Annotated in this window: 24 protein-coding genes; 15 read left to right on the top strand and 9 right to left on the bottom strand. The window is 42.8% G+C overall.

Annotated elements, in window-relative coordinates:
* The first annotated feature begins 117 nt into the window (after positions 1 to 117).
* Positions 118 to 1,236, top strand: a complete 1,119-nt coding sequence (malK, locus tag AACT23_RS02910) for a maltose/maltodextrin ABC transporter ATP-binding protein MalK (protein ID WP_017045996.1) — start codon at positions 118 to 120, stop codon at positions 1,234 to 1,236.
* 70 nt (positions 1,237 to 1,306) lie between these two features.
* Here malK and AACT23_RS02905 read toward each other — a convergent pair whose 3' ends face one another.
* Together AACT23_RS02905 and ppiC are read right to left on the bottom strand one after the other, a co-directional pair.
* The gene (locus tag AACT23_RS02905; protein ID WP_013868071.1) at positions 1,307 to 1,978 is read right to left on the bottom strand and encodes a LuxR C-terminal-related transcriptional regulator; all 672 of its coding nucleotides are present in this window, start codon (positions 1,976 to 1,978) and stop codon (positions 1,307 to 1,309) included.
* A gap of 374 nt (positions 1,979 to 2,352) precedes the next feature.
* Positions 2,353 to 2,631 carry a peptidylprolyl isomerase PpiC gene (gene ppiC, locus AACT23_RS02900; RefSeq protein WP_026027858.1) on the bottom strand — a complete coding sequence of 93 codons (279 nt, stop codon included), beginning with the start codon at positions 2,629 to 2,631 and terminating at the stop codon, positions 2,353 to 2,355.
* 185 nt (positions 2,632 to 2,816) lie between these two features.
* On the opposite strand from ppiC, the gene AACT23_RS02895 reads away from it, so the two are divergent.
* Positions 2,817 to 3,734: a chemotaxis protein gene (locus AACT23_RS02895; RefSeq protein ID WP_019281245.1), complete on the top strand. Its 918-nt coding sequence runs from the start codon at positions 2,817 to 2,819 to the stop codon at positions 3,732 to 3,734.
* On the opposite strand, the gene AACT23_RS02890 is transcribed toward AACT23_RS02895, so the two are convergent.
* Entirely contained in the window at positions 3,731 to 4,108 is a 378-nt protein-coding gene (locus tag AACT23_RS02890) for an MmcQ/YjbR family DNA-binding protein (RefSeq protein ID WP_017045994.1), read from the bottom strand. The two genes, AACT23_RS02895 and AACT23_RS02890, sit on opposite strands and share 4 nt — an antisense overlap.
* A gap of 232 nt (positions 4,109 to 4,340) precedes the next feature.
* On the opposite strand from AACT23_RS02890, the gene AACT23_RS02885 reads away from it, so the two are divergent.
* Positions 4,341 to 5,357, top strand: coding sequence for a GGDEF domain-containing protein (locus AACT23_RS02885; RefSeq protein ID WP_017045993.1), 1,017 nt, complete (start codon positions 4,341 to 4,343; stop codon positions 5,355 to 5,357).
* 118 nt (positions 5,358 to 5,475) lie between these two features.
* Here AACT23_RS02885 and AACT23_RS02880 read toward each other — a convergent pair whose 3' ends face one another.
* Complete coding sequence (locus tag AACT23_RS02880) at positions 5,476 to 6,054, bottom strand: malate synthase (protein ID WP_013868075.1); 579 nt, start codon at positions 6,052 to 6,054, stop codon at positions 5,476 to 5,478.
* Between the two features lie 161 nt (positions 6,055 to 6,215).
* Here AACT23_RS02880 and AACT23_RS02875 point away from each other — a divergent pair, with 161 nt between their 5' ends.
* The gene (locus AACT23_RS02875) at positions 6,216 to 7,733 is read left to right on the top strand and encodes a DUF3612 domain-containing protein (protein ID WP_017047432.1); all 1,518 of its coding nucleotides are present in this window, start codon (positions 6,216 to 6,218) and stop codon (positions 7,731 to 7,733) included.
* Between the two features lie 272 nt (positions 7,734 to 8,005).
* Here AACT23_RS02875 and AACT23_RS02870 read toward each other — a convergent pair whose 3' ends face one another.
* Positions 8,006 to 9,382: a diguanylate cyclase gene (locus tag AACT23_RS02870; RefSeq protein ID WP_017045991.1), complete on the bottom strand. Its 1,377-nt coding sequence runs from the start codon at positions 9,380 to 9,382 to the stop codon at positions 8,006 to 8,008.
* A gap of 328 nt (positions 9,383 to 9,710) precedes the next feature.
* On the opposite strand from AACT23_RS02870, the gene AACT23_RS02865 reads away from it, so the two are divergent.
* Positions 9,711 to 10,802, top strand: coding sequence for a DUF3541 domain-containing protein (locus tag AACT23_RS02865; RefSeq protein WP_094124469.1), 1,092 nt, complete (start codon positions 9,711 to 9,713; stop codon positions 10,800 to 10,802).
* Between the two features lie 11 nt (positions 10,803 to 10,813).
* Here AACT23_RS02865 and AACT23_RS02860 read toward each other — a convergent pair whose 3' ends face one another.
* Positions 10,814 to 11,740: a DMT family transporter gene (locus tag AACT23_RS02860; protein WP_094128094.1), complete on the bottom strand. Its 927-nt coding sequence runs from the start codon at positions 11,738 to 11,740 to the stop codon at positions 10,814 to 10,816.
* Between the two features lie 90 nt (positions 11,741 to 11,830).
* Here AACT23_RS02860 and AACT23_RS02855 point away from each other — a divergent pair, with 90 nt between their 5' ends.
* The gene (locus AACT23_RS02855) at positions 11,831 to 12,739 is read left to right on the top strand and encodes a LysR substrate-binding domain-containing protein (protein ID WP_094128091.1); all 909 of its coding nucleotides are present in this window, start codon (positions 11,831 to 11,833) and stop codon (positions 12,737 to 12,739) included.
* Between the two features lie 324 nt (positions 12,740 to 13,063).
* Entirely contained in the window at positions 13,064 to 14,239 is a 1,176-nt protein-coding gene (locus AACT23_RS02850) for a GGDEF domain-containing protein (RefSeq protein ID WP_013868081.1), read from the top strand.
* Here AACT23_RS02850 and AACT23_RS02845 read toward each other — a convergent pair.
* Positions 14,220 to 14,510 carry a hypothetical protein gene (locus AACT23_RS02845; RefSeq protein ID WP_013868082.1) on the bottom strand — a complete coding sequence of 97 codons (291 nt, stop codon included), beginning with the start codon at positions 14,508 to 14,510 and terminating at the stop codon, positions 14,220 to 14,222. The two genes, AACT23_RS02850 and AACT23_RS02845, sit on opposite strands and share 20 nt — an antisense overlap.
* 148 nt (positions 14,511 to 14,658) lie before the next feature.
* Between AACT23_RS02845 and AACT23_RS02840 the strand changes: the two genes are divergently transcribed.
* Positions 14,659 to 15,507, top strand: coding sequence for a pirin family protein (locus AACT23_RS02840; RefSeq protein ID WP_094128088.1), 849 nt, complete (start codon positions 14,659 to 14,661; stop codon positions 15,505 to 15,507).
* 97 nt (positions 15,508 to 15,604) lie between these two features.
* Positions 15,605 to 16,351 carry a substrate-binding periplasmic protein gene (locus tag AACT23_RS02835; protein WP_094128085.1) on the top strand — a complete coding sequence of 249 codons (747 nt, stop codon included), beginning with the start codon at positions 15,605 to 15,607 and terminating at the stop codon, positions 16,349 to 16,351.
* A gap of 28 nt (positions 16,352 to 16,379) precedes the next feature.
* On the opposite strand, the gene ppnP is transcribed toward AACT23_RS02835, so the two are convergent.
* Positions 16,380 to 16,661: a pyrimidine/purine nucleoside phosphorylase gene (gene ppnP / locus AACT23_RS02830; protein ID WP_026027338.1), complete on the bottom strand. Its 282-nt coding sequence runs from the start codon at positions 16,659 to 16,661 to the stop codon at positions 16,380 to 16,382.
* A 369-nt stretch (positions 16,662 to 17,030) separates the two neighbouring features.
* Here ppnP and AACT23_RS02825 point away from each other — a divergent pair, with 369 nt between their 5' ends.
* Positions 17,031 to 17,474, top strand: a complete 444-nt coding sequence (locus AACT23_RS02825; RefSeq protein ID WP_026027337.1) for a DUF2850 domain-containing protein — start codon at positions 17,031 to 17,033, stop codon at positions 17,472 to 17,474.
* Between the two features lie 100 nt (positions 17,475 to 17,574).
* On the opposite strand, the gene aroG is transcribed toward AACT23_RS02825, so the two are convergent.
* Positions 17,575 to 18,627, bottom strand: a complete 1,053-nt coding sequence (gene aroG / locus AACT23_RS02820; protein WP_094128082.1) for a 3-deoxy-7-phosphoheptulonate synthase AroG — start codon at positions 18,625 to 18,627, stop codon at positions 17,575 to 17,577.
* Between the two features lie 299 nt (positions 18,628 to 18,926).
* Between aroG and AACT23_RS02815 the strand changes: the two genes are divergently transcribed.
* The 5 genes from AACT23_RS02815 (at position 18,927) to AACT23_RS02795 (ending at position 24,132) form a co-directional block, all read left to right on the top strand.
* The gene (locus AACT23_RS02815; protein WP_047687789.1) at positions 18,927 to 19,646 is read left to right on the top strand and encodes an amino acid ABC transporter ATP-binding protein; all 720 of its coding nucleotides are present in this window, start codon (positions 18,927 to 18,929) and stop codon (positions 19,644 to 19,646) included.
* A complete protein-coding gene (locus tag AACT23_RS02810; RefSeq protein WP_094128079.1) occupies positions 19,646 to 20,443 on the top strand; it encodes an amino acid ABC transporter permease in 798 nt (265 codons plus the stop codon). Before AACT23_RS02815 ends, AACT23_RS02810 begins: the two co-directional genes overlap by 1 nt.
* 97 nt (positions 20,444 to 20,540) lie before the next feature.
* The gene (locus AACT23_RS02805; protein WP_176428652.1) at positions 20,541 to 21,323 is read left to right on the top strand and encodes a transporter substrate-binding domain-containing protein; all 783 of its coding nucleotides are present in this window, start codon (positions 20,541 to 20,543) and stop codon (positions 21,321 to 21,323) included.
* A gap of 35 nt (positions 21,324 to 21,358) precedes the next feature.
* Positions 21,359 to 22,270, top strand: a complete 912-nt coding sequence (locus tag AACT23_RS02800) for an amino acid ABC transporter permease (protein ID WP_404206153.1) — start codon at positions 21,359 to 21,361, stop codon at positions 22,268 to 22,270.
* Between the two features lie 158 nt (positions 22,271 to 22,428).
* Positions 22,429 to 24,132, top strand: coding sequence for a phospho-sugar mutase (locus AACT23_RS02795; RefSeq protein ID WP_094128076.1), 1,704 nt, complete (start codon positions 22,429 to 22,431; stop codon positions 24,130 to 24,132).
* Positions 24,133 to 24,183: the final 51 nt, after the last annotated feature.

Here is a 24,183-nt window from a genome sequence, read left to right as displayed (position 1 = left end):
CACCCTTTTTCTTACATTATTAACCACCTTACCCAATTCCTGCTGTCATTGCCTGCAAGAAAACTCATATAATGATGGGCAGTGATTTATAAAAAATATTGATCGAGGACGAGCTCTATGGCGAGTGTCACGTTAAAAAATGTATGTAAAGCATACGGTGATGTATTAATTTCTAAAAATGTCGACTTAGAAATTCAAGAAGGCGAATTTGTCGTCTTTGTCGGTCCGTCAGGTTGTGGGAAATCCACCCTACTGCGTTGCATAGCAGGCCTAGAAGATATCACCTCGGGTGACTTGTTTATTGGCGATAAGCGAATGAATGATGTTGAACCTTCTAAACGTGGCGTCGGCATGGTATTTCAATCCTATGCGCTCTACCCGCACCTTAATCTTTTCGACAACATGTCTTTTGGCCTAAAGTTGGCCAAAGCCGATAAAAAGGAGATCGAGCAACGTGTTGAGCACGCCGCCGATATTCTCCAGCTCAGCCATTTGCTCGAACGTCAACCTAAGTCTCTTTCAGGTGGCCAACGTCAGCGTGTCGCGATTGGGCGTACTTTAGTCTCACAACCGAATGTCTTTTTGCTTGATGAGCCGCTGTCTAACCTAGATGCAGCGCTACGCGTACAGATGCGTTCAGAGATAACCAAACTGCAACGCAAATTGGGCTGCACTATGATTTACGTTACCCATGACCAAGTCGAAGCAATGACAATGGCTGACAAAATCGTGGTCTTGGATGCTGGTTTCGTATCACAAGTAGGCAAACCACTTGAGTTGTATCATTACCCAGAAAATCGTTTCGTCGCAGGTTTCATCGGTTCTCCTAAAATGAACTTCATGAGCGTATTCATCGAAGATGTCGAAGCCGAACGCGTGAAAGTTCAACTCTCTAATGGAACCTCATTTTGGATTTTGGTCGATGGCACCACGATCACTCGCGGCGAGCGTATGTCATTAGGTGTGCGTCCAGAGCACTTGCTGAGCGCTGAAGATGGTGACGCGAAAATTGAAGGCAAAGTGATGATGGTTGAGAAACTCGGCAATGAAACACAAGTCTACATGAACTTGAAAGGCTCTGATTCTGATGTAATTTACCGCCAGCCTGATACTTTGGGCGTTGAAACAGGTGATACATTGACAATTGGTATTCCAGGGCATCGCTGCCACCTCTTCCACAGCGATGGACGTGCATGCCGCCGCCTTTACAAAGAAAAAGGCATCGAAGCCGAATAAAAAGAAATTCAGTTAAGAAAATAAGACAGCCCCTATCAAAGGGGCTGTCTTATTTAAAAATAAATAAAATTTAATTAAACTCTTCAATACCAATATTATCTTTTGCCCATAATAATGCCTGAAGTCTATTTTTAGCATTTATCTTTTTAAATACATTATGTAAATGTGTTTTTACTGTATTTTCACTTACAAACAACTCATCTGCAATTTGCATATTAGATGCACCACAGCCAAGTAGCTTAATTATTTGCTGCTCTCTTTTCGTTAATTTAGCATAAGCTTGAGAGGTAATAGATGAATTACCTGCACGATAATGCTGTATATATTCCTGAGCCAATTTTCGATTAAACCACATTTCATCATCAAGCACTTTTTCCATGCCCTTAACTAAAGATTCAAGCTGATCATTGGTATAAAATACACCCACAAGATTCTGCCATTTAAAGAGCATTTTAGGTTCAATATCTAGCGGGCAATTAATAAGCACTTCTTTTGCATCAGGGCAGGATAAGCGTTTAAATGCTGAGTAATCAGCAAAATTATTTTCATCAACGCGAGAATAGTCGATGATAACCAATTGAATTTTATAGGATGATAGACTGTTATCATTCATCCACGTATCGCAAAGCGGAGAGATATCAATACTAATCGGCAACTTTGACTCTAGCGAATCTTTAAGTAAGCGAGACTGCATACAAACATCAGAAAGCAATCGAACGTTAATTTTTTTTTCTTCACTCATTTTAAACTCCTAGATCATACCGCTCACTTGATAAAACTAACGTTAAGCGACTATAAGTCAATATCTCAAAATAACCCGCTCTCATTTTAATAAAAAACCTCATGAATAAATCCATTTAATTCATGAAGTTATTGTGCATTCTTATTTATGAGAACAAATGACTGTTTTATTTATATACCTTACTACTTGAAGTAGTTTTGGTGTAGTAGGCCATTCTATAAAAGGTAATGGAATAAAAAGATAAAGAATCGAGTGTCATTCCTAACGAATGAAAAGCACCACGCACTTCTGGTTTTGAGAAAAAGCGTGGCACTCACTGCTCATTGGCCATTACTTTAAAAATCAACGTCGATGAGAAAATCACCCTATTGAGGCTAGGTCCGATATAGAACTTTTACAACATGCCAACCAAACTTGGTTTTCACCAAATGGGGTGTCAGTACCTCTCCAGTGAAACAGATTTTATCAAATTGAGGTACCATCTGCCCCTGACGAAACTCACCCAGATCGCCCCCTTTTTTACCCGAAGGGCAGGTAGAATATTTTCTGGCTAATGTTTGAAATTTCGCTCCTTTTTTTAACTGAGCGATAATATCTTCAGCTTGTTCTTTATGCTTCACTAAAATGTGAAGAGCCGCTGCCGTTCTTGCCATCATTTTTCTCAATAAATTTGCTACTGCAAATAGTGTAACGGATGCTTTTCAAGAGTCCAACCCCAATGTAAGAGTGCAAAAGATCAATAAACATACGGTTATACTGTTTATTTGCATTTAACGCATTGCCGTCAGTAAGAGATCGTTTAGTATTAAGCATAAGAAACAACGTTGAGTAAGGTGTTATGGCTAAAACCCCCAGTAAGGCAAACCAATCCCAAGGCATGTTGATGTTCACATTGAACACTCAGAAACAGCTTTTTGCTATCGGGACTCTGAAAGTACGAGAGATTGTCCCTTACATGCCAATGACACAAATCCCATATTCTCATCACCATGTGATCGGAACGGTGACTATCCGTAACTTGACGGTACCTGTCATTGATATGGCTGCCGCCATTGGCTTTAGAGCAATTCAACCTAGCGAATATAAACAATGCTACTTAATCGTGACGGACTGCCTGCGAACTGTAGTTGCGTTTATGGTACGTAGCATTGAGAAAATCATCGAGTGTGACTGGCGAACAATCGAGTCTTCACCTGCAGTGGCGGGAAAAGACGTTTTTATCACTGGCATAACCCGCTATCAAAAACAGATTGTGCAGTTACTTGACGTCGAATTATTACTTTCAAAAATTTATCCACAGTATGAATCAACTAAGATCCCGATGCTGACTGATATTGAACGTGAGCGATTAAAAGCATTGCGTATTTTACTGGTGGATGATTCATCTATTGCACGTAAACAATTGTCAGATGCCTTAGACAGTATCAACATCCCTTACCAAATCTGTAAAAATGGGCTTGATGCCATTGAGCTGATGCGTCAAGACGCTCAACATCAACGTGCGATCGATTTGCTGGTCAGTGATATTGAAATGCCGGGCCTCGATGGATATGAACTGGCCTTTGAGGTTCAAAATGATCCAATGCTGAGCCATGCTTATTGTATTCTTCACACCTCGCTTTCCAGTGAGATCTGTTTGGATAGAGCTCACCAAGTCGGAGCCCACGAAGCTTTGGAAAAATTTAACGCAACAGAATTAATAGAAGCGATGCTGCGTGGCGCAAAAAAACTGGAACAACGTAAGGATACCGCTTAATCAAGTTTTGCTTGCACAAACAGAGCCTGAAGCGCTTCTCTATCTGATTTTTTCAGTTTACTCACTACAAGCTGATAAGAGCGTTCACATAATTCCTCTAACATCATCTGGTCAACATCTCCGTTTAACTTAACGGAGATCCAGTGTCTTTTATTCATATGATAACCAGGACGAATAGCGGAAAAGGCACTGGTCAGAACTTCACCATCTTCGGGAGTGCACTTCAATGTCACAAACGGCTCTTCTCTCGACTGAGAAGTATAGGCAAACATTTTACCGCGAATTTTGAAAACCAACGCGTCAGGACCAAACGGATAGCTACTTTCTACCTGAGGTAAAATATCCAAAAACGATTCAATATCATACATCTCCATCTATTACTCCTTGATTCAGTAACCAACTTATTTTAATCATTCAGCGATTCAATATATAAAAAACCCCCTACTATGTCTGTCTGTTGTGTTTGATCTACATCAAGAATCGATTGTTCACTGTAAATAAAAATTCAACTTCAAACTTTAGTTGCATTTTTTTAGCGCATAACTTTGGGATATCCGCTAATCTTAGCGGTATGAATATCTGTGACTGTCTATTAATTTTACGATAATGACCAGCGACGACTTTAAGAGATCTACAGCCAATTTAAAAAAAGCAGTACCGTTGATGATGAAAAATCATGTGGCGGCAACACCTGCTAACTATGCACTTTGGTATACCTATGTTGACAACGCCATACCTCAACTCAATCGAGAACTCGATTCTGTATTGGAAAACTTTGGCCTTTGTCCTCCCGCGGCAAGCTCTCAACTCTATAACAGCTATGTCGCATCGCGCTCTGAAACCAGTTTAAGCACGCTACGCAACAACATTGAAGTGTTAGTCAATGAAGTCGCAAGTTCAATGTCAGATACCCTAACCGATACCAGCGAATTTGCCAGAGTGATTGATAAAAGTTTTAGTGAATTAGAACGAGTCGAAAACGATGATTTATCGATCGAAGAGGTGATGAAAGTGGTTCGCCAATTGGTCACTGAATCGCGAGATATTCGCCATTCAACTCAGTTTCTAAATGGTCAACTTAATAGTGCCAGTAAAGAAATTCATCGACTGAAAGAGCAGCTTGCCGAGGTGCAAAAAGAGGCTTTATTCGATGGATTGTCCGGTTTATATAACCGCCGTTCGTTCAATGATGATCTCTTTACCCTAATAAGCGCGCAGCAACCAATAAGCCTGATCTTATTAGATATCGATCACTTCAAATCTTTTAATGACAATTATGGCCACCTATTTGGTGACACCGTCATCAAAGGCATCGCTAAAAAGCTTCAGAGTAGCTGTCGAGATGGCATTACCGCCTACCGATTTGGCGGTGAAGAGTTCGTTTTAATTGTTCCAAATAAAACACTGCGCATTGCCAGACAGTTTGCAGAATCACTGCGCCGTTCGATAGAAAAAATGAGCGTGAAGGATCGCCGTTCAGGAAACCAAGTTGGTAATATTACCGCCTCTTTTGGTGTGACAGAATTACAACTAGGCGATACGTCCGAGTCTTTGATAGAAAGAACCGATAAACTGCTCTATGAAGCAAAACAATTAGGCCGCAACCGTGTTATGCCGCTTTAATCGCTTCAACCTCTTATGGGTAGCTGAAAAGCAATCACAATTTCCATAAACCTCAATTTATGGATAGAAAAGTAAAAGGGGCGCCACGCCCCATTTAATCCCAATACGCATCTATAACCTAAGCAAGGTTAAAACTGTAGTTTAAGTAGTAGTCTTCACCATCTTTTGCGGTGTACTCCTTATCTTCACTACAAGCTTGAGGCTTACCCTTTTCATCACCTTTGACTAGGCTTACCCAGTGGCGCATTGCGGCGCTGGGCATTTCTTCCACCGATTGGGTAAATGTGGTACACGTTTCTAACTGAATATCATTAATCTCTATCAGTTCAACGCGTCCAGTCCCTTTAGTGCAGCCTAACATCACTTCAACATGGCTACCACTTCCATCACGGAACAAGATCGAACATGGTGACTCCTTTTCACCATTGAAGGCAACAAAATGTTTTGGATGCTTCAAACCACTATGACGCCCATCCTTGAAATAAGCCAACACATGGCGGTAATCGATCACATAACTGGTCACATCTTGATGAGAGCCCGTCGCCAAAGGGAACAATCTATCGAGTAGTTGCTTCGCTCTACTCTGCTTTTCATTTTGTTGATTAGCACTGATAGTCTCGACGGCGAAGACGGCTTCAGCGATAAAGGGTTTATCTAGTTTTTGGATTTCTGTTTTATCGAATGTCAGCATATTCATCGTCTTTTCCTTATAGGTAACTCAACATTTTGTGTTCTAGAGCAATTATTCCAAACTTGCGTTTAACCTTTGTGCAAATTTGTGACCTTGCTTACTTGGTAGATTAACCAATTTTTCACTACAATTTCACAACAAAAATTTTACAGTGTGAATTTTACAAAATGGCCTTATCAAAAAGCTTAGTTCGTCAGTCACATTTCTTAGGGACAAAAGTCAGAAACTTAAGAAAGCGTAATCACCTAACGATGGAAGACTTATCGGCACGCTGTATTCGTATCAACCCAGAATACGCCCCCTCCGTTTCATACCTTTCGATGATTGAGCGTGGAAAACGGGTGCCTAGTGTTGATATGTTGGAGGTCATTGCCCAAGTTTTCCAAAAAGATCCCGCTTGGTTTTTAGATGATGAACCAGGTCAAACGGATATTACTCCTGACAAGGGTAACAGAGGTGGGATCAGCGGTATGGCTCTTGAACCTAGCTTTTTATTCTCAAATGATATTTTACAAATCGCAATCCCAGAGATGCTTTCCCAAACCGGGATCACTGGCAAACAGTTTGCTCATCTATTGATCCGTGCTCACCAAGAGAGTTTACAAAACCACTTCCCAGATCTTGAGCGAGCAGCAGAAGAAGTGGGTTTAAAACGCTTAAACTTAGCTGTTGAAGATCTTATCGACATCGCCAAAAGCCTTGGTTTGGTTATCCGCTGGGTCACAAGAACCCCGCAAGATGTTGTTGATGAGCTTGGTGTTAGCGCCAAACAACTTATTACCTCTTTTTTTGAACCACCATGCACGATCTACCTCAATGAAATTCTACGTGAGTACCCAACTCGCCTAAAGTACGACCTCGCGGTGTATATTGGCCACAATATTCTGCACAGCAAAGAGGGACTAAAAAGTGTCTTAACGGTTGGCCACACAAACAGTTGGGAAGAAACGCCTGATGCCACCGCCACCTGTGAATTAAATTCCCAAGATATCCTTCAGGCATGGCGAGATTTTGAATCGAGTTTTTTTGCTGGCGCACTGCTGTGCCCCAAAGTGCCTTATCGACAACTTCTTGATCGCAGCGGCTACGAAATCGATGTACATTTGAAAGCAGGGGTTTCTCCTTCTGTTGCGATGAGGCGCATGACGGTCGTGTCACCCTATCCGCATTGGCACTATTTCGATGCTTATGGTGAAGGCAAATTAAAAGCGGTTTATCGTGGCAATGGGATCCCTCTACCGTGGGGGAATATGCGTAAAGTGAATGACCCTTGCCAGCATTGGGCCGTGTTTAGACGTCTTTCAGAGCCGCAAAGTGGCAGCTCTGCGCAAATTTCGATTTTGAATGTAGGTGATGAGCCGAGAATATATTGCTGTGAATCCGTCAATATGATCGATCCAGCAGGCAATAATCGAGTGCTATGCGCAGGAATAGATTTGAATCCAGCCATCAATGCACAAGGTGGGGATGCTCACTCAATTGCTGAGGAGCTCAAAGCGTTATGCGTCAGCAACGGCGGAAGCTCTCTTATTCCAAGACATATTAAAAAAGATCTCACGACTATTGCTAAAATTCTTAATATTAATTGGATTGAACGCGGAATTGAAAATAATGCGCGCTTAATCTGCTCACGCGGTGCTGTCTGTCCAAGAAAACCAAGCTGCTATGAGAAATGTGCTGGCTAGTTGCAGAGCGTAAAAATAAAAAAAGCCAATCACAAAAAGTATGATTGGCTATTAATAAGTGTGAACAAAAATAAGGTTCACTAACAACGTCAGTTGGCTAGGTGACCCTCGGCTTAGAAGGGTCACTTACTATATAGCAGGATGCATGCCAACTTTAAAACTGCCAAAAAACACCTTATCTGTCTACTTTATGAGCGGTTTCATTACAACGTGTCGCATAATAAATTTGCATTTTGCAATTAAATTTCAAAATGCAAATCTGAATAAATAATTTAGTAGTACTGCTGCCTCTTTTCTTGATACATCCGCTCATCAGCCAGTTTCAACATCGCATCCACATTATCAAATTCTGGGCTAAATGCGGCTGCGCCTACACTGACATGTAGGTTAATTAAGTGCTGCTCATAAATGACTGGCGCATTACACAACGCACTTTTTATTTTGAGACTGATCCGCTCAATATCATCGTTGTCCGATACTCGAGACAGCAAAACCAGAAACTCATCACCGCCAATACGTGCAACTAAATCCGAAGAACGCAATACGCTTTTCACTCGCTCCGCACAAGCAATCAACACCTTGTCACCCGCCGCATGCCCATAGGTGTCATTGATCGATTTGAACTTATCAATATCAATGTTGAGGATGACAAAACCAGCCGATTGGTCCATTTTTATAGCCTGCTCAAAATATCGATCAAGCGTATACATGAAGTACCGACGGTTAGGAAGCTGAGTTAATTCATCATGAAGTGCTCTTTCATTAGCAATAGAGTACAAGCGATATATCGTAATAAACGCCGCAACCAACAAGATTAAGATCGGATAACCTAACAGCCGTACAATGTGAACCTGATACCAAGGCACTTGACCTAAAACATCGCTTTTCTGCGCAACAGCAATTTCCCAGCCGCCATAGGGAAAATGAACACTTTGTTTTGCAAAAGCTTTTGTGAACACCTCTTGTTCACCAAAAAATACCTCGCCTTCCGAACCAGTACTGTCTACCCCACGTATCGCCAAATTAAAGCGGTGAGTAAAACGTTCAACGCCAGTGGAAAGTAATAACGAATCTAAATCGATCACGACACTGCATACTCCCCAATATTGTTGGTTATCAGGAGGGTCAGTAAATATAGGAATCCGAGCAACAAGGCCTCGCCCACCTTGAACTAGGTTCACAGGGCCTGCAATGAAGATCTCTTGGATCTCCCTTGCTTTTAAGATCGTGGCCCATTGTTTGGGAACGGTACGGTAATCTAAGCCTATCGTTTTGTGATTTCCGCTCAATGGATAGGTGTAACGAATCACATCATCAGGCGCAAGCCCAATCACGCGCAAATGTCTACCTTCATGTAAAATATTAGCCGCAATCTTTTCCCAATCTTCGAACTGAGAATGGGCGTTAATCGCAATTAAACTGGTTAACCCATTTGCTACATAGATGTCAGACAAAATGGCAGCTTCTAACTGAGCTCGAATAATCGAAAGCTCTTCCTTTGCTCTGGTTTGAAGATTATCTCGGATAAAACTTCGTTGATTGAAATTGATAATTTCGATCAACCCTCCACAAAAAATGATGAAGGCAACGAGAAGCAAATTGACAGACCACTGTTTGCCTGAGATATGTCTCATGCAACTCTCCCTCACTAGCCTGTAGCGATCACTACATGTGTATGGTTTTACTTGCTCTATTTAGAATAGTGCTTCTTACTTAAGATTAACGTAATTAATGGGGGAATACCCAAATTAATTACAAATTTGTTGATATAACCAAATGAACTCGTAGCTTTTTGCTAACATAGCAATATTTTAATTCATCAATTTGCATAGCGTAAAAAGCACAATCAGCTAAACGCATTATCCTAACGACGGCTCAAAGCGGTCATTTTACGCACACTTGACACATCACCAACAATAATAAATCCATTAAATGCTAATGTTATTATGAATATTAGCTTAGAGGTGTGTTTTCATCATGTTATTAAAAAAGAGTGGCCTATTTCTGGGATTAGCTATTACATTGTGGTTGCCTGCCTCTGGCTATGCAGAGCCGGCGTCAACAACGAATAACACTTTTTCTGAATCTGCGGAGCTTATTCGTCAAACCTATGAAGAGCAACTTTTCACATTGCCGGCATTCAAAGAGGGGCACTATGGGTTACGGATGTATCGCCAAACTCTAGATCCTAAATATTCAGCAGCGGTGTGGAGTGATCTTGCTCGCGTAGCAAGCCGACTTAATCAATTTTCCGCAGAAGTTTCAACTGCTGAACAGGTTTTTCTCTACTCTGAGCAACGTTTGGCTGGATACCTCGATGACGAAGATGAACGCAGCCAATTACGCTATATCGCCACTAAACATATGCCAGAATACCTCTACTTAGGCGTCGACCTATTAGGCTCTATGGCCCGTGCCAACGAATATGGTTTGAAACATAAAGAAGATCAGCTTTTGCGCCAAGTGATCCGCCGTTATGATTTTACTAAGTACGCCACTGATGAAGAAATGATTAAAGCGTGGGCCGCACAACTTGCTAACCAAGTCTATTGGTTACGCCAGTTAGGTGAACAAGATGTCGTACAACCATTCATTGATAGCTTTAGGAAAACATACCCAGATTCTGCTGATAAAGCACTCTCCGCGCAACAATATGGCAATAAGCTGTATGGCATGACACACATTATTTTTGCCGATTCGGAATACTATCAAAATCCCATTAAAGAGCAGCAGCATCAATGGATCTTCGACTACTTTCGCAATAATATCGATACCATTTTGCTAAGAGCGAAGGAAGATGTGGTTGCTGAAGTTGGAATCACTTTTCTACTCGCAGGTTTAGAAAAGGATCCTGTTGTAGAAAAAACTCGTCTCGCAATTCAACAAGCGATTGATAAAAAGAAAGGGATGATCCCCTCTACCTCAGGTGTGTTTGACCTTGCCGACGGAGAGCACCGCAATGTACTTGCCATTATGTTACTTGACTGGCAGAAAACCAACCAAGCGCCCACAGTGAAAAATAATCCTAAGGTATTTTCTAGCCTGCCTTATGGGCTCATCAGACAGTAGCAATAAGCGGGTTAAGCTGATTTAAGCTGGTTTGACGATACTGAGGATTTAAATAGCTTCGGGATAAGAATTCCGGTAAAAGTTGCCATCACAATCAAGCCCAATCCTACCATTTGTGTTGGCAAGTACTGCACATTAAAAAACAACTGTTGCCATAAAGCGGTAAAAAGCAAATTGGTAAAAATTAACGGAGCGAGCTGCGAGCCAGAGTGTGCCAGACGGTAGGCTTTGGCTCGAAAAATTTGAGTGTTGATGACTAATATAGAGACTCCGCTCAAGGCAATAACCACAGCTAACTGCTGCAAGCTGCCCCAGGTTTGTTGAAGTACATTCGCGTCTACGGTAGGAAGAAATAACAAAGGCAGTAATAAGATTGATGCACACACAAACGTCCAAGCATTGATATCAATAGATCGCATATTACTTTTCGTCGCTCGATATAAGCTTAACTGCGATCCCGCATTCAGCGCTCCCGCAAGTAAACCGACCAATAACTCCATCCGTAAATGGATGCCCGAAACATCGCCAGCCAGCAGTAACACCCCGATAAATGTAATGGCCAAGCTCATAACCGTGCCTGCTTTCATCACTACACCAAATATTAATTTTTCTAACAAAGGAATAAACAGTGGACCAGTGCTAAACAATACAACACTTTCCACCAAAGAAAGATGCTGAAGTGAGTAAATAAAACAGAGCTGACAGCCTGCAATACATACTGAGCGAACCCACAGAGCCCGTTTCATACCTTTGGGAGGAAAACGGAAATGAGTTAAGCTCATTACTCCCAACAATATGAGCGCGGGGAGTAAAAATCGGAGAAAACTGAGACTTTGTAGCGGTATCTCATGTGCAAGAAACTTAGACAGTAGCCCTGTCAATGACAAGCTAAATGTGGAGGACAACATAAATAATGGAGCCAAAATTCGTGGGTTCATACAACTCTCCTCTAGTACAGCCATCATAGAACAATGACGAAAGGAAAAATAACGAGTAATATTAACCAAACCTGTAAGAGAAACTTACCAATGCGAAAACTACCTCCGCTCAAGTCACTCTACTCATTTATTGCCGTAGCAGAAACAGGCAGCATGACAGATGCAGCAAAGCACCTTAATGTTAGTCATTCAGCCATCAGTCAATCAATAAAAGCATTAGAGAACCAGCTAAACCAGCCGCTATTCAATCGCGTTGGGCGTCACGTCGTACTCAATAATGCTGGTCAAAAATACTATCGGAGAATTGCGCCTGCTTTGGAGCAAATCGTTGAAGCAACTGAAGTGCTTATGAGAGATGAACGCCATAACCGACTGACACTCAACATGGTCAACTCATTAGCGCTGCACTGGTGGATACCACGAGTTAACCGCTTTCAAGAGCATGCGCCACATATAGACGTGAGAATATCGAGTTTAACAGGCACTTTTTCTCTAACATCAGAGAACGTTGATATCGCGATTGTTCATGGTAAACAAGATGAGTGGCAAGACTACTATTGTGAGAAACTTGCCGAAGATGAACTAGTGCTGGTATGCAGCCCTGAACTCATAAAACCTGACCTCATAAAGCAAGGTGATAAGCAGACGCTTTCATCCATACTTAAATGCCACCCAGCGATTATCGCTGTGAACGAGCGCCGCAAAAAAGACTGGCAAATTTGGTGCGATGCTTATCAACTTAGCATGCCAGAAAGTCGCAAAAACCTATCATTTGTTTCTTCAGCACAAGCCGTACAAGCAACTATCCGCCAATTAGGTATTTTCGTTACCCATCGCCTCTTTGTAAAAGATGACATCAAGTTAGGCCTACTACAAGAACTCGGTTCCGCAGTGACTAATCCCTATCAAGACTACTACTTCGTTTGTGCCAAAGAGCAACTGAAACAAGAGAGTATCTTAGTGTTAAGAAGTTGGATCAAAAAAGAATTTGCGATGTAACTAAATTTGTAATGTAACTACAGGACGGCTTAGATTTTTTTGCTATATCCACATTTGCTTATATTCATTTTTTTATAAAAAATAATGGCTTAAATAATGGCTTATTTGAACAACGTTAAAATAATCGACAAAACATGCTGATAATACAATAAGTTATAAGACAATTGATCACCGATTATTAATAGCCTAATGACTTAACGAAAACGCCAAATGATTAGCCATTGTATTTTTTAACTGACTCCATGCACTTCGTCCGCAAAACTCTGTTATTTATTCTAGACTTAACTCGGTATCTAATACTTTAGGATAGCATCGAGATCGAGTATGACTGAACTGGTAGGTAGACATTTAGAAGAGATGGCCAATATGCGAGCGTCACGCAAGCGTAGGGTCGTTGCCTTATGCTCGTTTGTGTCTGTGCTACTTTTCGCCTTTTATGGCATTCTTCATTTTCTTGAACAGCAATATTACCTGAGCACTTTTAATTTATTATGCTTGATCGCCATTGCCTCTAATTACCTTTATTTCTACCATCACTCAGATAACACCTCCTATGCCGATTTATTCCTCAGTGCCATCTTGTTAACAAAAGGGGTCATATTACTACTATATGGACAGCATATGGTCGGCAATGTGCTGTGGTTGTTTCCAATTATTGCGGCGGTGATCTTCATTAATGACTTTCGAATAGGCTTAGTTTTTAGCTGTAGTTTCTTTATGCTAATTGGCGTCTCAGTACAACTCTCCGGTGCCGATATTCTTCCTCAATATCTCCCCATAGATCGGTTTTTTCTCAGTCTCATCGCACTCTGTTGCATGTGTCATATTTCCTCTTACTACTACAACAAAGCGGTTTGCTATATCCAGCATCTTTATCAAGAGGGAATTGAAGACCTTGCCTACACCGACCAACTGACTGGGCTCGCCAATCGTTGGAGTTTCGAAACTTGGGCACGTGAAAAACTCTCCCAGCAGACTGATAAAAAAACCATCACCGCACTCGTCTTTCTAGACATTGATAATTTCAAGTCCATTAATGACAGCTACGGACATGAGGTCGGGGATCGAGTCTTGCAATATTTCGCCAATCGTTTAAAAAACAACGTCCGAAATAAAGACCGGAAGACCGATAAACACGATTACTCCATCGCGAGATTTGCCGGAGATGAGTTCGTGCTACTACTTTACGATATCAAAACGGTTAAGGATTTGGATGGTGTTCTCAACCGGATTTGTTATCTGTTTGAGGATAAATATCAAGGGTCAGAAATGATCAATAACCTCACCGTCAGCATCGGCGCTGCTTTGTTTCCTTCTGATGCTGATAACTTGGCCGAGCTGACTCGGTGCGCAGACAAAGCGATGTACGCAGCAAAACACAACGGCAAAAATCAATATCAGTATTACCAACATATTTCACTTGACCATACTGAAGCATCTACTGCAACCCATTCAGCAACAGTGACACCAATAAAGAAAGCTAGCGAGTCATATACATAATCCACAAACCTACTGCACATACCACCACCATCCATGCGGCGTAGCGTGCTGTATTAGGTTTATTTGGTTTAGGGTGAATCACTGGCCTCATTGCCGCACGCCTTGCTGCTTCAACAATGGAAACGTCTTTATCACTGAGCTGTTCAAGCGTATCGCGATTTTTCTGCGCTTGATTAGCCACCTTGGTAAATCGGTGCATCTGCTCAAGCGTAAAATCCTCTTTGGGATCATAATGCGGATTCTGATCTTCATGTTTGGGCAACATAGACATTGGGCATCCTCCTCGTGATCCAACCTACTTTAATTATAGCCCCCCTCAAGATATGTTCGAATTTCTCGACGAAGACCTTCAAAACACAGCGCTCTTCTTTATCAGCACCTTGTCTTAGACTGATGTTATACCGACAAGGAGAATCATTATGCTAACGCAACGTGAAATAAAACAGATAATCCCCGCACAACCCACTTCGGATGGAGATGGCGTAAAAATTAGCCGTGTTGCTGGCTTTAATAACGCTAATTTTTCACCATTTTTAATGCTCGATGAATTTAAATCTGATCAAAAAGCCGATTATATTGGCGGATTCCCTCCTCATCCACACCGAGGAATCGAAACTCTCACTTATATGCTAAATGGGCATTTCCAACATCAAGATCATATGGGTAATGTCGGTGAATTACGCTCTGGTGGTGCCCAATGGATGGCCGCAGGAAGAGGTGTTATTCATAGCGAGATGCCAATCATGACTGAAGGTCAGTTGCACGGTTTTCAGATTTGGATCAATCAGCCTGCTAGCCAAAAAATGGCGCCAGCGCAATACCACGACTTTCAACCCGAAACCATTACCGAATACCACTCCCAAGAGGCTGGCCTGCTGAGAGTACTTGCGGGTGATGTCACTTGTGGCAACCAGATAGTAACTGGCCCATTAACAAAAACGGGCGTTAAATTGAGTGTAGCCGACTGGCAAGCAACACCGGGTAGCCAATTAGAGATCGCCACTCCAAATCACTTTAATGTCATGGCATTTACCTACAAAGGCAATGCACAGCTAGGCAGTAAAGTGTTGGAGCAAGGCGAGCTAGCGTTGCTCTCAAAAGGTGAGTTCTTAACATTAAAAGCCAATGATACGAGCGGAGTATTGTTGCTAATGGGGCAACCCATTGATGAACCTGTAGTGCATTATGGGCCGTTTGTAATGAACTCATTTTCTGAGATAGAACAAGCAATTAAAGACTACAACTCAGGTGTGTTTGAACAGTATTAATCATAGGGTAGCCATCCGGCTGATCTTAAGTGTCATTTTGGGGTTCTCAGAAAGTTTGCCTATACTCAAGTAGTAAATTTGACGAGAGGCACGAAATATGTGGGTATTGACTAGAAATATTCTCATTTCATTGGCAGCAGTGCTGATCAGCTCAACGCTTTTTGCTAACACCCTTAAAGCTGATTTTAGGCATCGACCACCAGAAATGGTGATCAGTCCAGATGGTCAAAAAATCAGCGGCCCATTAAAGGAAATCATTGAAGAAGCAGCAAAAAATATGGGCTTCGATATCGAGTGGCGAAACATTCCATTTCCTCGCAGCCTTGCTACTTTAGAAAATGGTACTGTTGACATTGTTCCACGTGTCATACGAACAGCAGACAGAGAAGCATTTGTTCGCTTTATCGGTCCTATAAGTGAGCAAACACGGAATATTGTTTTTGTCACTCGCAGTGATGGGCCAGCAATCAACAATTATCAAGATTTACGAGAGCTGAATGTCGGTGTGAAAAGAGGTACCGCTTATTTCGAAGCGTTTGATCAAGACAAAGAGATAAATAGAACGGTTGTTAATGATGACTTCAACCTAGCAAGAATGCTAGAGGCAAAGAGAATAGATACCGTTATCGTATTGGATTTACCTGCGCTAGAAGTGGAATTAAAAACAATCAATTTTAGTAACTACCAAGTAGCAACCTACTACTATCCAAACACTATCGGCAACTATTACGGTATGCCTAAAAGCCATCCACAAGCGGATGCATTACAAAACGCTCTGTCTGAAATGGTAAAAAGTGGAAGGATCGAAGCCATCTATGCAAAATTTGGCTTAACAGCTCGATAAGAAATAGGGCTTTTAAGCCCTATTTCAACTACAAATATTCGCACAAATAAGCTGTTGCTTCGGCAACTTTCAAATCAAAGGACGAATTCTCAGCGACTTCAAAAGATTCATTCGCTTTAAATGTAGACCAGTGTTCATCCCCTAAACGCTTTATCGTTAACGAACCTTTGATGACTGTCATACGCTCAGGAGCGGCCGTGCCAAAGGTGTATTCGCCAGGAGCCATTACGCCCACCGAACTGTCACCACTTTGGTGAGCAAAACCTAAAGATTTAACAGCCCCGTCGAAGTATGTGTTTTCTTTGATCATTTCTCTTCCTTGTAAAATAAACCACCAAAATATGGTGAATAACACGTTTGTAAGCCGTTTTATCTGAAATCGTAAAAATACACAAGTGGCAATTGGGATTAAACAAATAGTGAAACGCGACCTATACTGATCGGTAAGTCAACAAAATTCATGATGCAATGTTCATCTTGTCATCCATTAGTACTAGTTTTGGAAAAAAGATCATATTTTCCAGTGTGACATTTGCTAAACCACACGACATATTCCACTCTCTAACCTTGTTTTAATTGGTTAGCCTTACCGGTACTAGTCGCTGATTGCTTACGTTATGGAGTGGGAATGGCAGTTAAGGGTTTCACGCATGCAAATAAAGCCTCTTCAGGTCACCCTATGAAAAAAAAGTGGGTATTAAAAAGTCTTTTTTGGATAGTGCTGTTCACTATCGCAGCTAGTTTTGCCACTTTACTTTTAGTGAGCTATCAAGAGTATACAAGCCCCAAAAATGTCTATGGTTCATGGATCGAAATCGGTACACCCAGTTATAGCACTGAGGTTCTAACTCTCAATTCAAATGGCGTGTTTCGAAATAATCGCTTAGTCAGCACTCAGTTTGAATATGATGGGGATAAAATTGTGATTAACACTGGTAGTGGCGTGACCATTTACCAACTTGCTGGGACAACAAACTCCCCCCAACTCAAGCGCATTGAACCTGTCATGCCTTTACAACGCTTTATCAAACAAGGCTATGAAAGCACGGTGGAAAACGATGAAAACGGCGACCCAAGTAAAAATCGTCGTTCAGCATTATCTGAGCATTTTGCACAACCATAGCGCTTAAAGTGACGCGATCAGAGCTGAGTCTAAGCCTAAATAGAAAAGCCCCCAAATCGGGAGCTCTGTTGATACTTTATATTATAGAGTGACGCCATATTTAGCGTGCGCGACGCGCCTCTACCGCATCAGCCAACTGACGCAATACCACTTCAGTGTCATCCCAGCCAATACATGCATCCGTAATCGATTGACCATAAGTGGCCGCACAACCATCCACGAGATCCTGACGTCCTTCAACGAGATGAGACTCAATCATCACACCAAAAATAGCATGTTCACCCGATGCAATCTGCTCGCTCACATCTTGTGATACCACAAGTTGACGCTGGTACTGTTTAGAGCTGTTTGCGTGGCTAAAGTCAATCATCACTTTTTGTGGTAAACCGGAGATTTCTAGTTCCTGCTTGATAGCCGCGACATGTTGAGCGTTGTAGTTTGGCTCTTTACCACCTCGTAGAATGATATGGCAATCAGGGTTGCCTGCCGTTTGAATGATGGCCGAATGACCATACTTAGTGACCGACAAGAAATGGTGCGATGCACTGGCAGAGCGAATCGCATCAGAAGCGATTTTGATATTGCCATCTGTCCCATTTTTGAACCCAACCGGACAAGATAGACCCGATGCGAGTTCACGGTGAACTTGAGATTCTGTTGTACGAGCACCAATAGCACCCCAACTGATAAGGTCAGCCACATACTGCGGTGTGATCATATCCAAAAATTCGCTCGCTGTCGGCATCCCCATATCGGTCAAATCAAGCAGTAACTTACGCGCCATGCGTAAACCATCGTTAATTTTATAGGTATCATTTAAATAAGGGTCGTTAATGAGCCCTTTCCATCCGACGGTCGTACGAGGTTTTTCAAAATAGACACGCATGACAATTTCAAGGCGATCACCTAGTTCATCGCGCAACACTTTAAGACGTTTTCCATATTCAACAGCCGCTTGAGGATCATGAATTGAACATGGGCCAATGATCACCAATAAGCGATCATCTTTATCTTGTAGAATATTATGAATGGCTTCTCGAGCCTGAAATGTGGTTGAAGAAGCAACTTCTGTTGCCGGAAACTTTTCTAGAACCGCAACAGGAGGTAATAACTCTTTAACTCGTTTAATTTTTACATCATCAGTCTGAAACATTGCTTACTTCTTCCTTATTCTTTTCTACTGCCTACCGAACAACGGACAGGTTGGATCTATACGCAGCCTTGCTTTCGGCTCTCCCCTGTAACTTATCTACTAAAAACCACAACTTCAATCATTATTTTCAACAAAAGGCAATATTGGCTACTTTTTTACAAAATTATCATTGCGTAAAAAAATAGTTACACTCTTGAGCTGGAACCCACAAATTAACGCTAATATGAGCTTCGTAGGTGCATTATCTCGTTGATATTGCTAAGGTAGGTGATAACAAAATAGCAACAAGATATTCAACCATGAATGCGATAGAGTTTGAAAAAGTAAACAAGTGGTACAATAATTTTCACGCTTTGAAAGACATTACTCTTCAGGTTCGTCGAGGGGAAATCTTAGTCGTTTGTGGCCCTTCAGGCTCAGGAAAATCAACATTAATCCGAACGGTCAATGGGTTAGAAGCTATCACCGCGGGCAAGATCACCCTGAACTCTAACCATTCCGACATCACACAGCCTGCGGGAAAAATCGGTATGGTTTTCCAGCATTTCAACCTTTTCCCTCACTTGACGGTGATTGAAAACCTTATTTTAGCTCCAATTCGTACACTGAAATTGAGTAAGCAAGCCGCAAGACAAAGAGCGAGCCATTTTTTACAGCGAGTGAATATTCTTGACCAAGCTGACAAATATCCGGTGCAATTATCTGGCGGTCAGCAACAGCGTGTTGCCATTGCACGCTCACTCTGTATGCAACCAGAAATTTTATTGTTTGATGAACCCACTTCAGCTCTCGATCCTGAAACCATCCAGGAAGTGCTGGATGTCATGGTAGATCTTGCTCAAGATGGCATCACCATGATGTGCGTCACTCATGAAATGGGTTTTGCCCGAAAAGTAGCGGATCGCGTCATTTTTATGGATGAAGGAAGAATTCTCGAGATCGCTACGCCGGAAGAGATATTTCGTCAGCCAAAACACCCAAGAACTCAACAGTTTCTCAACCAAATATTGAGCCATTGATGATAAAAGTACTGATAAAACCGATCTTCTCCGCTCTAATACAGATAGTTCTATTGCTTGCGGGGATGGTATGGATACTTGATTCTGGCGCACATGCTATGGGTTACCAGTGGCAATGGCATCGTGTGCCTGATTTCATCGCTTTTTACGACGAGGGTGAATGGTGGCCCGCGGAACTGCTCGAAGGGTTAGCCGTCACGGTACAAATCTCAACGGTCAGCCTATTTTTTACGCTGGTCATTGGCTTAACAACCGCTTTGTTGAAGCTTTCCAATTCTGTGGTAGGGCGTTGGTTGGCCAATATTTATATTGAGCTTATCCGCAACACGCCGCTACTGGTGCAGATATACCTGCTCTATTTTGTGTTTGGCCCAGTGCTGGGCTTAGATCGCTTCTCTACTGCCATTTTAGCTTTGGCACTGTTTCAAGGCGCTTATACTGCCGAAGTGTTTCGTGGTGGTTTAAACAGCATTCCGAAGGGACAGTTTGAAGCGGCACGAACATTAGGGCTTTCTCGTTTTTATACCTATGTTGATGTGATCTTACCGCAACTTATCCAACGTACATTACCTCCACTGACCAATGAAGTCGTGTCATTAATTAAAAACTCGTCTATCGTCAGTGTGATGGCTATTTTTGACTTAACCACTCAAGGTAGAAATATTGTCTCAGAAACGGCGATGCCATTTGAAATATGGTTTACCGTCGCTGCAATTTATTTACTGTTAACTCTTTCTTTATCAGGGTTTTCAGCATGGTTAGAACACAAACTCGGGGCGCAATGGCGCGCTCAATAATCATCCTTAAAAGGAGAACATCATGCAGCAATCTGCACCAAAAGCGTGGCAACGCGCTGGATTGAAGGCTATCGCCGCTCTATCGCTCGGGTTGACCATGTTACTAGGGATAACCATTTCCATACCCACCTTTGCCAGTGAAACGCCTAGCCTTGATAAAATCACTGAACGAGGCACATTGCGTGTGGGTATGTCTACGTTTGTGCCTTGGGCAATGCGCGACAAGCAAGGCGACCTAATTGGCTTTGAAATTGATGTTGCCAAACGTCTTGCTGAAGATTCAGGTTGGAAAGTGGAATTTGTACCTACCGCGTGGGATGGCATTATTCCAGCACTCTTAGCACAGAAATTTGATGTCATTATCGGCGGCATGTCTATCACGCCAGAACGCTCGAAAAGCGTGCTCTTTACCACCCCCTACTCACATTCAGGCGTGCAGCTTGCTGCCAATCAATCCTTAGCTAATGGCTTTTCCACCATTGAAGACTTCAACTCTCGTCGAGTGACTATCGCAGCGCGACGCGGAGCATTTACCGTTCAAGTCGCTCGTGAAACCTTCCCCAAAGCCAAAATTCTGCAATTTGATGACGATGCACAAGCCTTTCAAGAAGTATTAAACGGCCAAGCACACGCCGTGATTGCGTCAAGCCCTAAACCTGAACATGAAACAGTGAAACACAGTGACAAACTGTTCATTCCTTTCAATGAACGGTTGTCCAAAGGAAACGAAGCGTTTGCCGTTCGCTTAGGTGAAGAGGACAAAAAAGCCTTTTTTGATCAATGGATTATTGAACGAACCAATGACGGCTGGTTAAGTGAACGCTACGAATATTGGTTCTCAACGCTAGATTGGCAAAACCAAATCGTCTCAGGGCAATAGCCTGAGGGGCGGATGTGAATAGAACAAAAACCGTACTGTATGAAAAACGGAGCCTTAAACCATGGCTACAATTATCGCTCAATAAGCTCGATTATGCGTTACTCGTAGCACTGTTAGGCTTTGTTATTTGGTTAACGCACCGAGCCGAGCTTGGGGTGAATTATAATTGGCGTTGGCAAGAAGCTTTTGCTCTGATTTTCACCCCAACGAGCCATGGTGCTATCCCTTATTTCTTTCAGGGGTTAGTTGCTACTTTGCGCTTAAGTGTCTGGGCGATGGTGCTGGCCCTTGTGTTAGGCACACTGCTTGGCGTAGCACGCCACTCTCATTTTTCGTGGTTCAGAATTCCGGCTAACGCTTTTGTGCAATTAGTTAGGAACATTCCGCCGCTGGTTTTCGTGTTCATTTTTTATTTTTTTGTCTCCAATCAACTGATCCCGTTGTTGGGCCTAGAAAACCTACTACGGGAACACCATGAGCCAACCAATGTCATTCAGCATTGGCTGTTTGGTCCTTCTCATCTATGGGAAAATTTGTTCTCTGGAATTGTGTGTATTGGGATGCTTTCATCGGCCTACATCGCTGAAGTTGTTCGTTCAGGTTTGGCCGGAATCGCTCAAGGTCAGTGGGAAGCAGCGCACTCTTTAGGGCTGTCTCGATGGGTAAAATACCGATACGTCATTGCCCCTCAAGTATTGGCGGCGATCACGCCGGCTTTAGCTGGGCAAGCGATTTCTTTGGTCAAAGATTCTTCGATTGTATCGCTAATTTCAATTCAAGAAATGACGTTTGTTGGCACAGAAATCGCTAACTCTTCTGGGCTTATTTTTGAAATATGGTTGTTAGTGGGCGGTGCATACTTGGGTTTATGTTTAAGCCTCTCTTTACTGTTTAGGCGGCTCGAGCTACGCAGTTTACGCCATCTCTCGCTTCATCACTCTAACTAGATAACACTGAATTTGTCAGCGTCAGTTGCGCAACCAATCAAAGAGAAGCAACACGTGATGAGAAACAAAATAAGAACGATGTTTAGCGATTGCGCCCCCATTATTGAGAATGAATATCAGTTAGAATTAATTCAACATGAATGTAAGAAGGTGAAACCATGATGCAACACGTTTCCGAATGGTTAGAAAAAGATCCCGATCCTAAAACTCGCCAAGAACTACAAGCACTAGTCGATCAGCATCAGTTAGATGAGATAAAAGCTCGCTTTCAATCACGCCTTGAGTTCGGCACCGCAGGTTTACGCGGCATGGTGGGATGCGGCCCTAATCGTATGAACCGCCTAGTAATTCAAGAAACGGCGACGGGTTTAGGGCACTACCTCATTCAACAAGTCAGCAATGCCAAAACACGTGGGGTGGTGATTGGCTATGATGGCCGGCCAGATTCTCAGCAATTTGCACATGATACCGCCTCAGTACTCGCCGCGCTGGGGATCAAAGTGTATCTCACGCATAAAGTGGCACCGACCCCAGTAGTCGCTTTTGGGGTAAAACACTTTAATGCCGCCGCCGCAGTCGTAGTCACCGCCAGTCACAACCCACCCGAATACAATGGCTTTAAGGTGTACTGGGAAAATGGTACACAGATTATCCCGCCTCACGATTCAGGTATTGCAGCAGAAATCGACTTAGCGGCAACGCGAGCTATTTCTCTGATGCCGTTAGACAACGCGCACCAACAAGGCCTTTTGCAATGGCTAACAGAAGAGTATTACCAAACTTACCGTCGTACCCTCAATCAAAGCCCATTGTTAAACCACCACACTGATCCGCAATGCCTTACCATTGCGTATACCGCGATGCATGGTGTCGGCGCTGAGATGGCTGAAACTTTGCTGCATGACGCTGGGTTTACCCATGTCATCAGTGTAAAGGAACAACGAGAGCCGGATGGCCGTTTCCCGACCGTCAACTTCCCGAACCCTGAAGAGCCGGGGGCGATGGATATGGTTATCGCGTTAGCCCATGCCCAAAATGCACAACTGGCCTGCGCCAACGACCCAGATGCCGACCGATTTGCCGTTGCAGTACAACGAGCGGATGGTCAATACCAAATGCTGACTGGCGATCAAGTTGGCACACTATTTGGGGACTATTTGCTCTCCAAAACCGATGCCTCAAAGCAGTTGGTTGGCAACACCATCGTCTCATCCAGTTTACTCGGTAATATTGCGCAGGCGAAAGGTGCAAAATACTACCAAACCTTGACTGGCTTTAAATGGTTGACTAACGTGGCGATGCAACAACAAAGCGATGAACAGCAGTTCTTATTCGCCTATGAAGAAGCATTAGGTTACACCATAGGGCAAACCGTTTGGGATAAAGATGGCCTTTCGGCCATGGTGGCATTTGCACAACTAGCGGCCGAATTATACAGCCAAGGTAAGACTATTTGGGATCAACTCGAAACCATTTACCGCCAGCACGGTTTTTACATTAATGCACAACGTAGCATTAAGTTAGACCCTAACTCACCGCCGATCGGTGATAAGCTTCGCGCCACACCGCCAACGGAAATCGCCGGTCGAAAAGTGCTCATGATCGACGATCTCAAATCACTAACACGTTATATTGCCGATGGAACAACGCAAGTGATTCAACTTCCTGCTAGCGATGTATTGACCTATCACTTGGAAGGCGGAGCGAGAGTGATTGTCCGCCCGTCGGGCACTGAGCCTAAATTGAAATGCTATTACGAGGTCGTCGGAACCTTTGAAGCAGGAGAAGATTTCGCCAGCGCCGAGAAAAAAGCTGACGAGCAAATGGCGATGCTTATCGCAGAACACCAACACAGCTTGTAGCACTCATTGCTGGATAAGCACAACGAAATAACAGGCCGTCTTCAGTTCATT

The organism is Vibrio sp. V09_P4A23P171, from assembly GCF_963875615.1.
In the GTDB taxonomy this organism is placed as follows: domain Bacteria; phylum Pseudomonadota; class Gammaproteobacteria; order Enterobacterales; family Vibrionaceae; genus Vibrio; species Vibrio anguillarum.
Note: the sequence above shows the minus strand (reverse complement) of the source record. Positions and strands in the feature narration are given on the sequence as shown.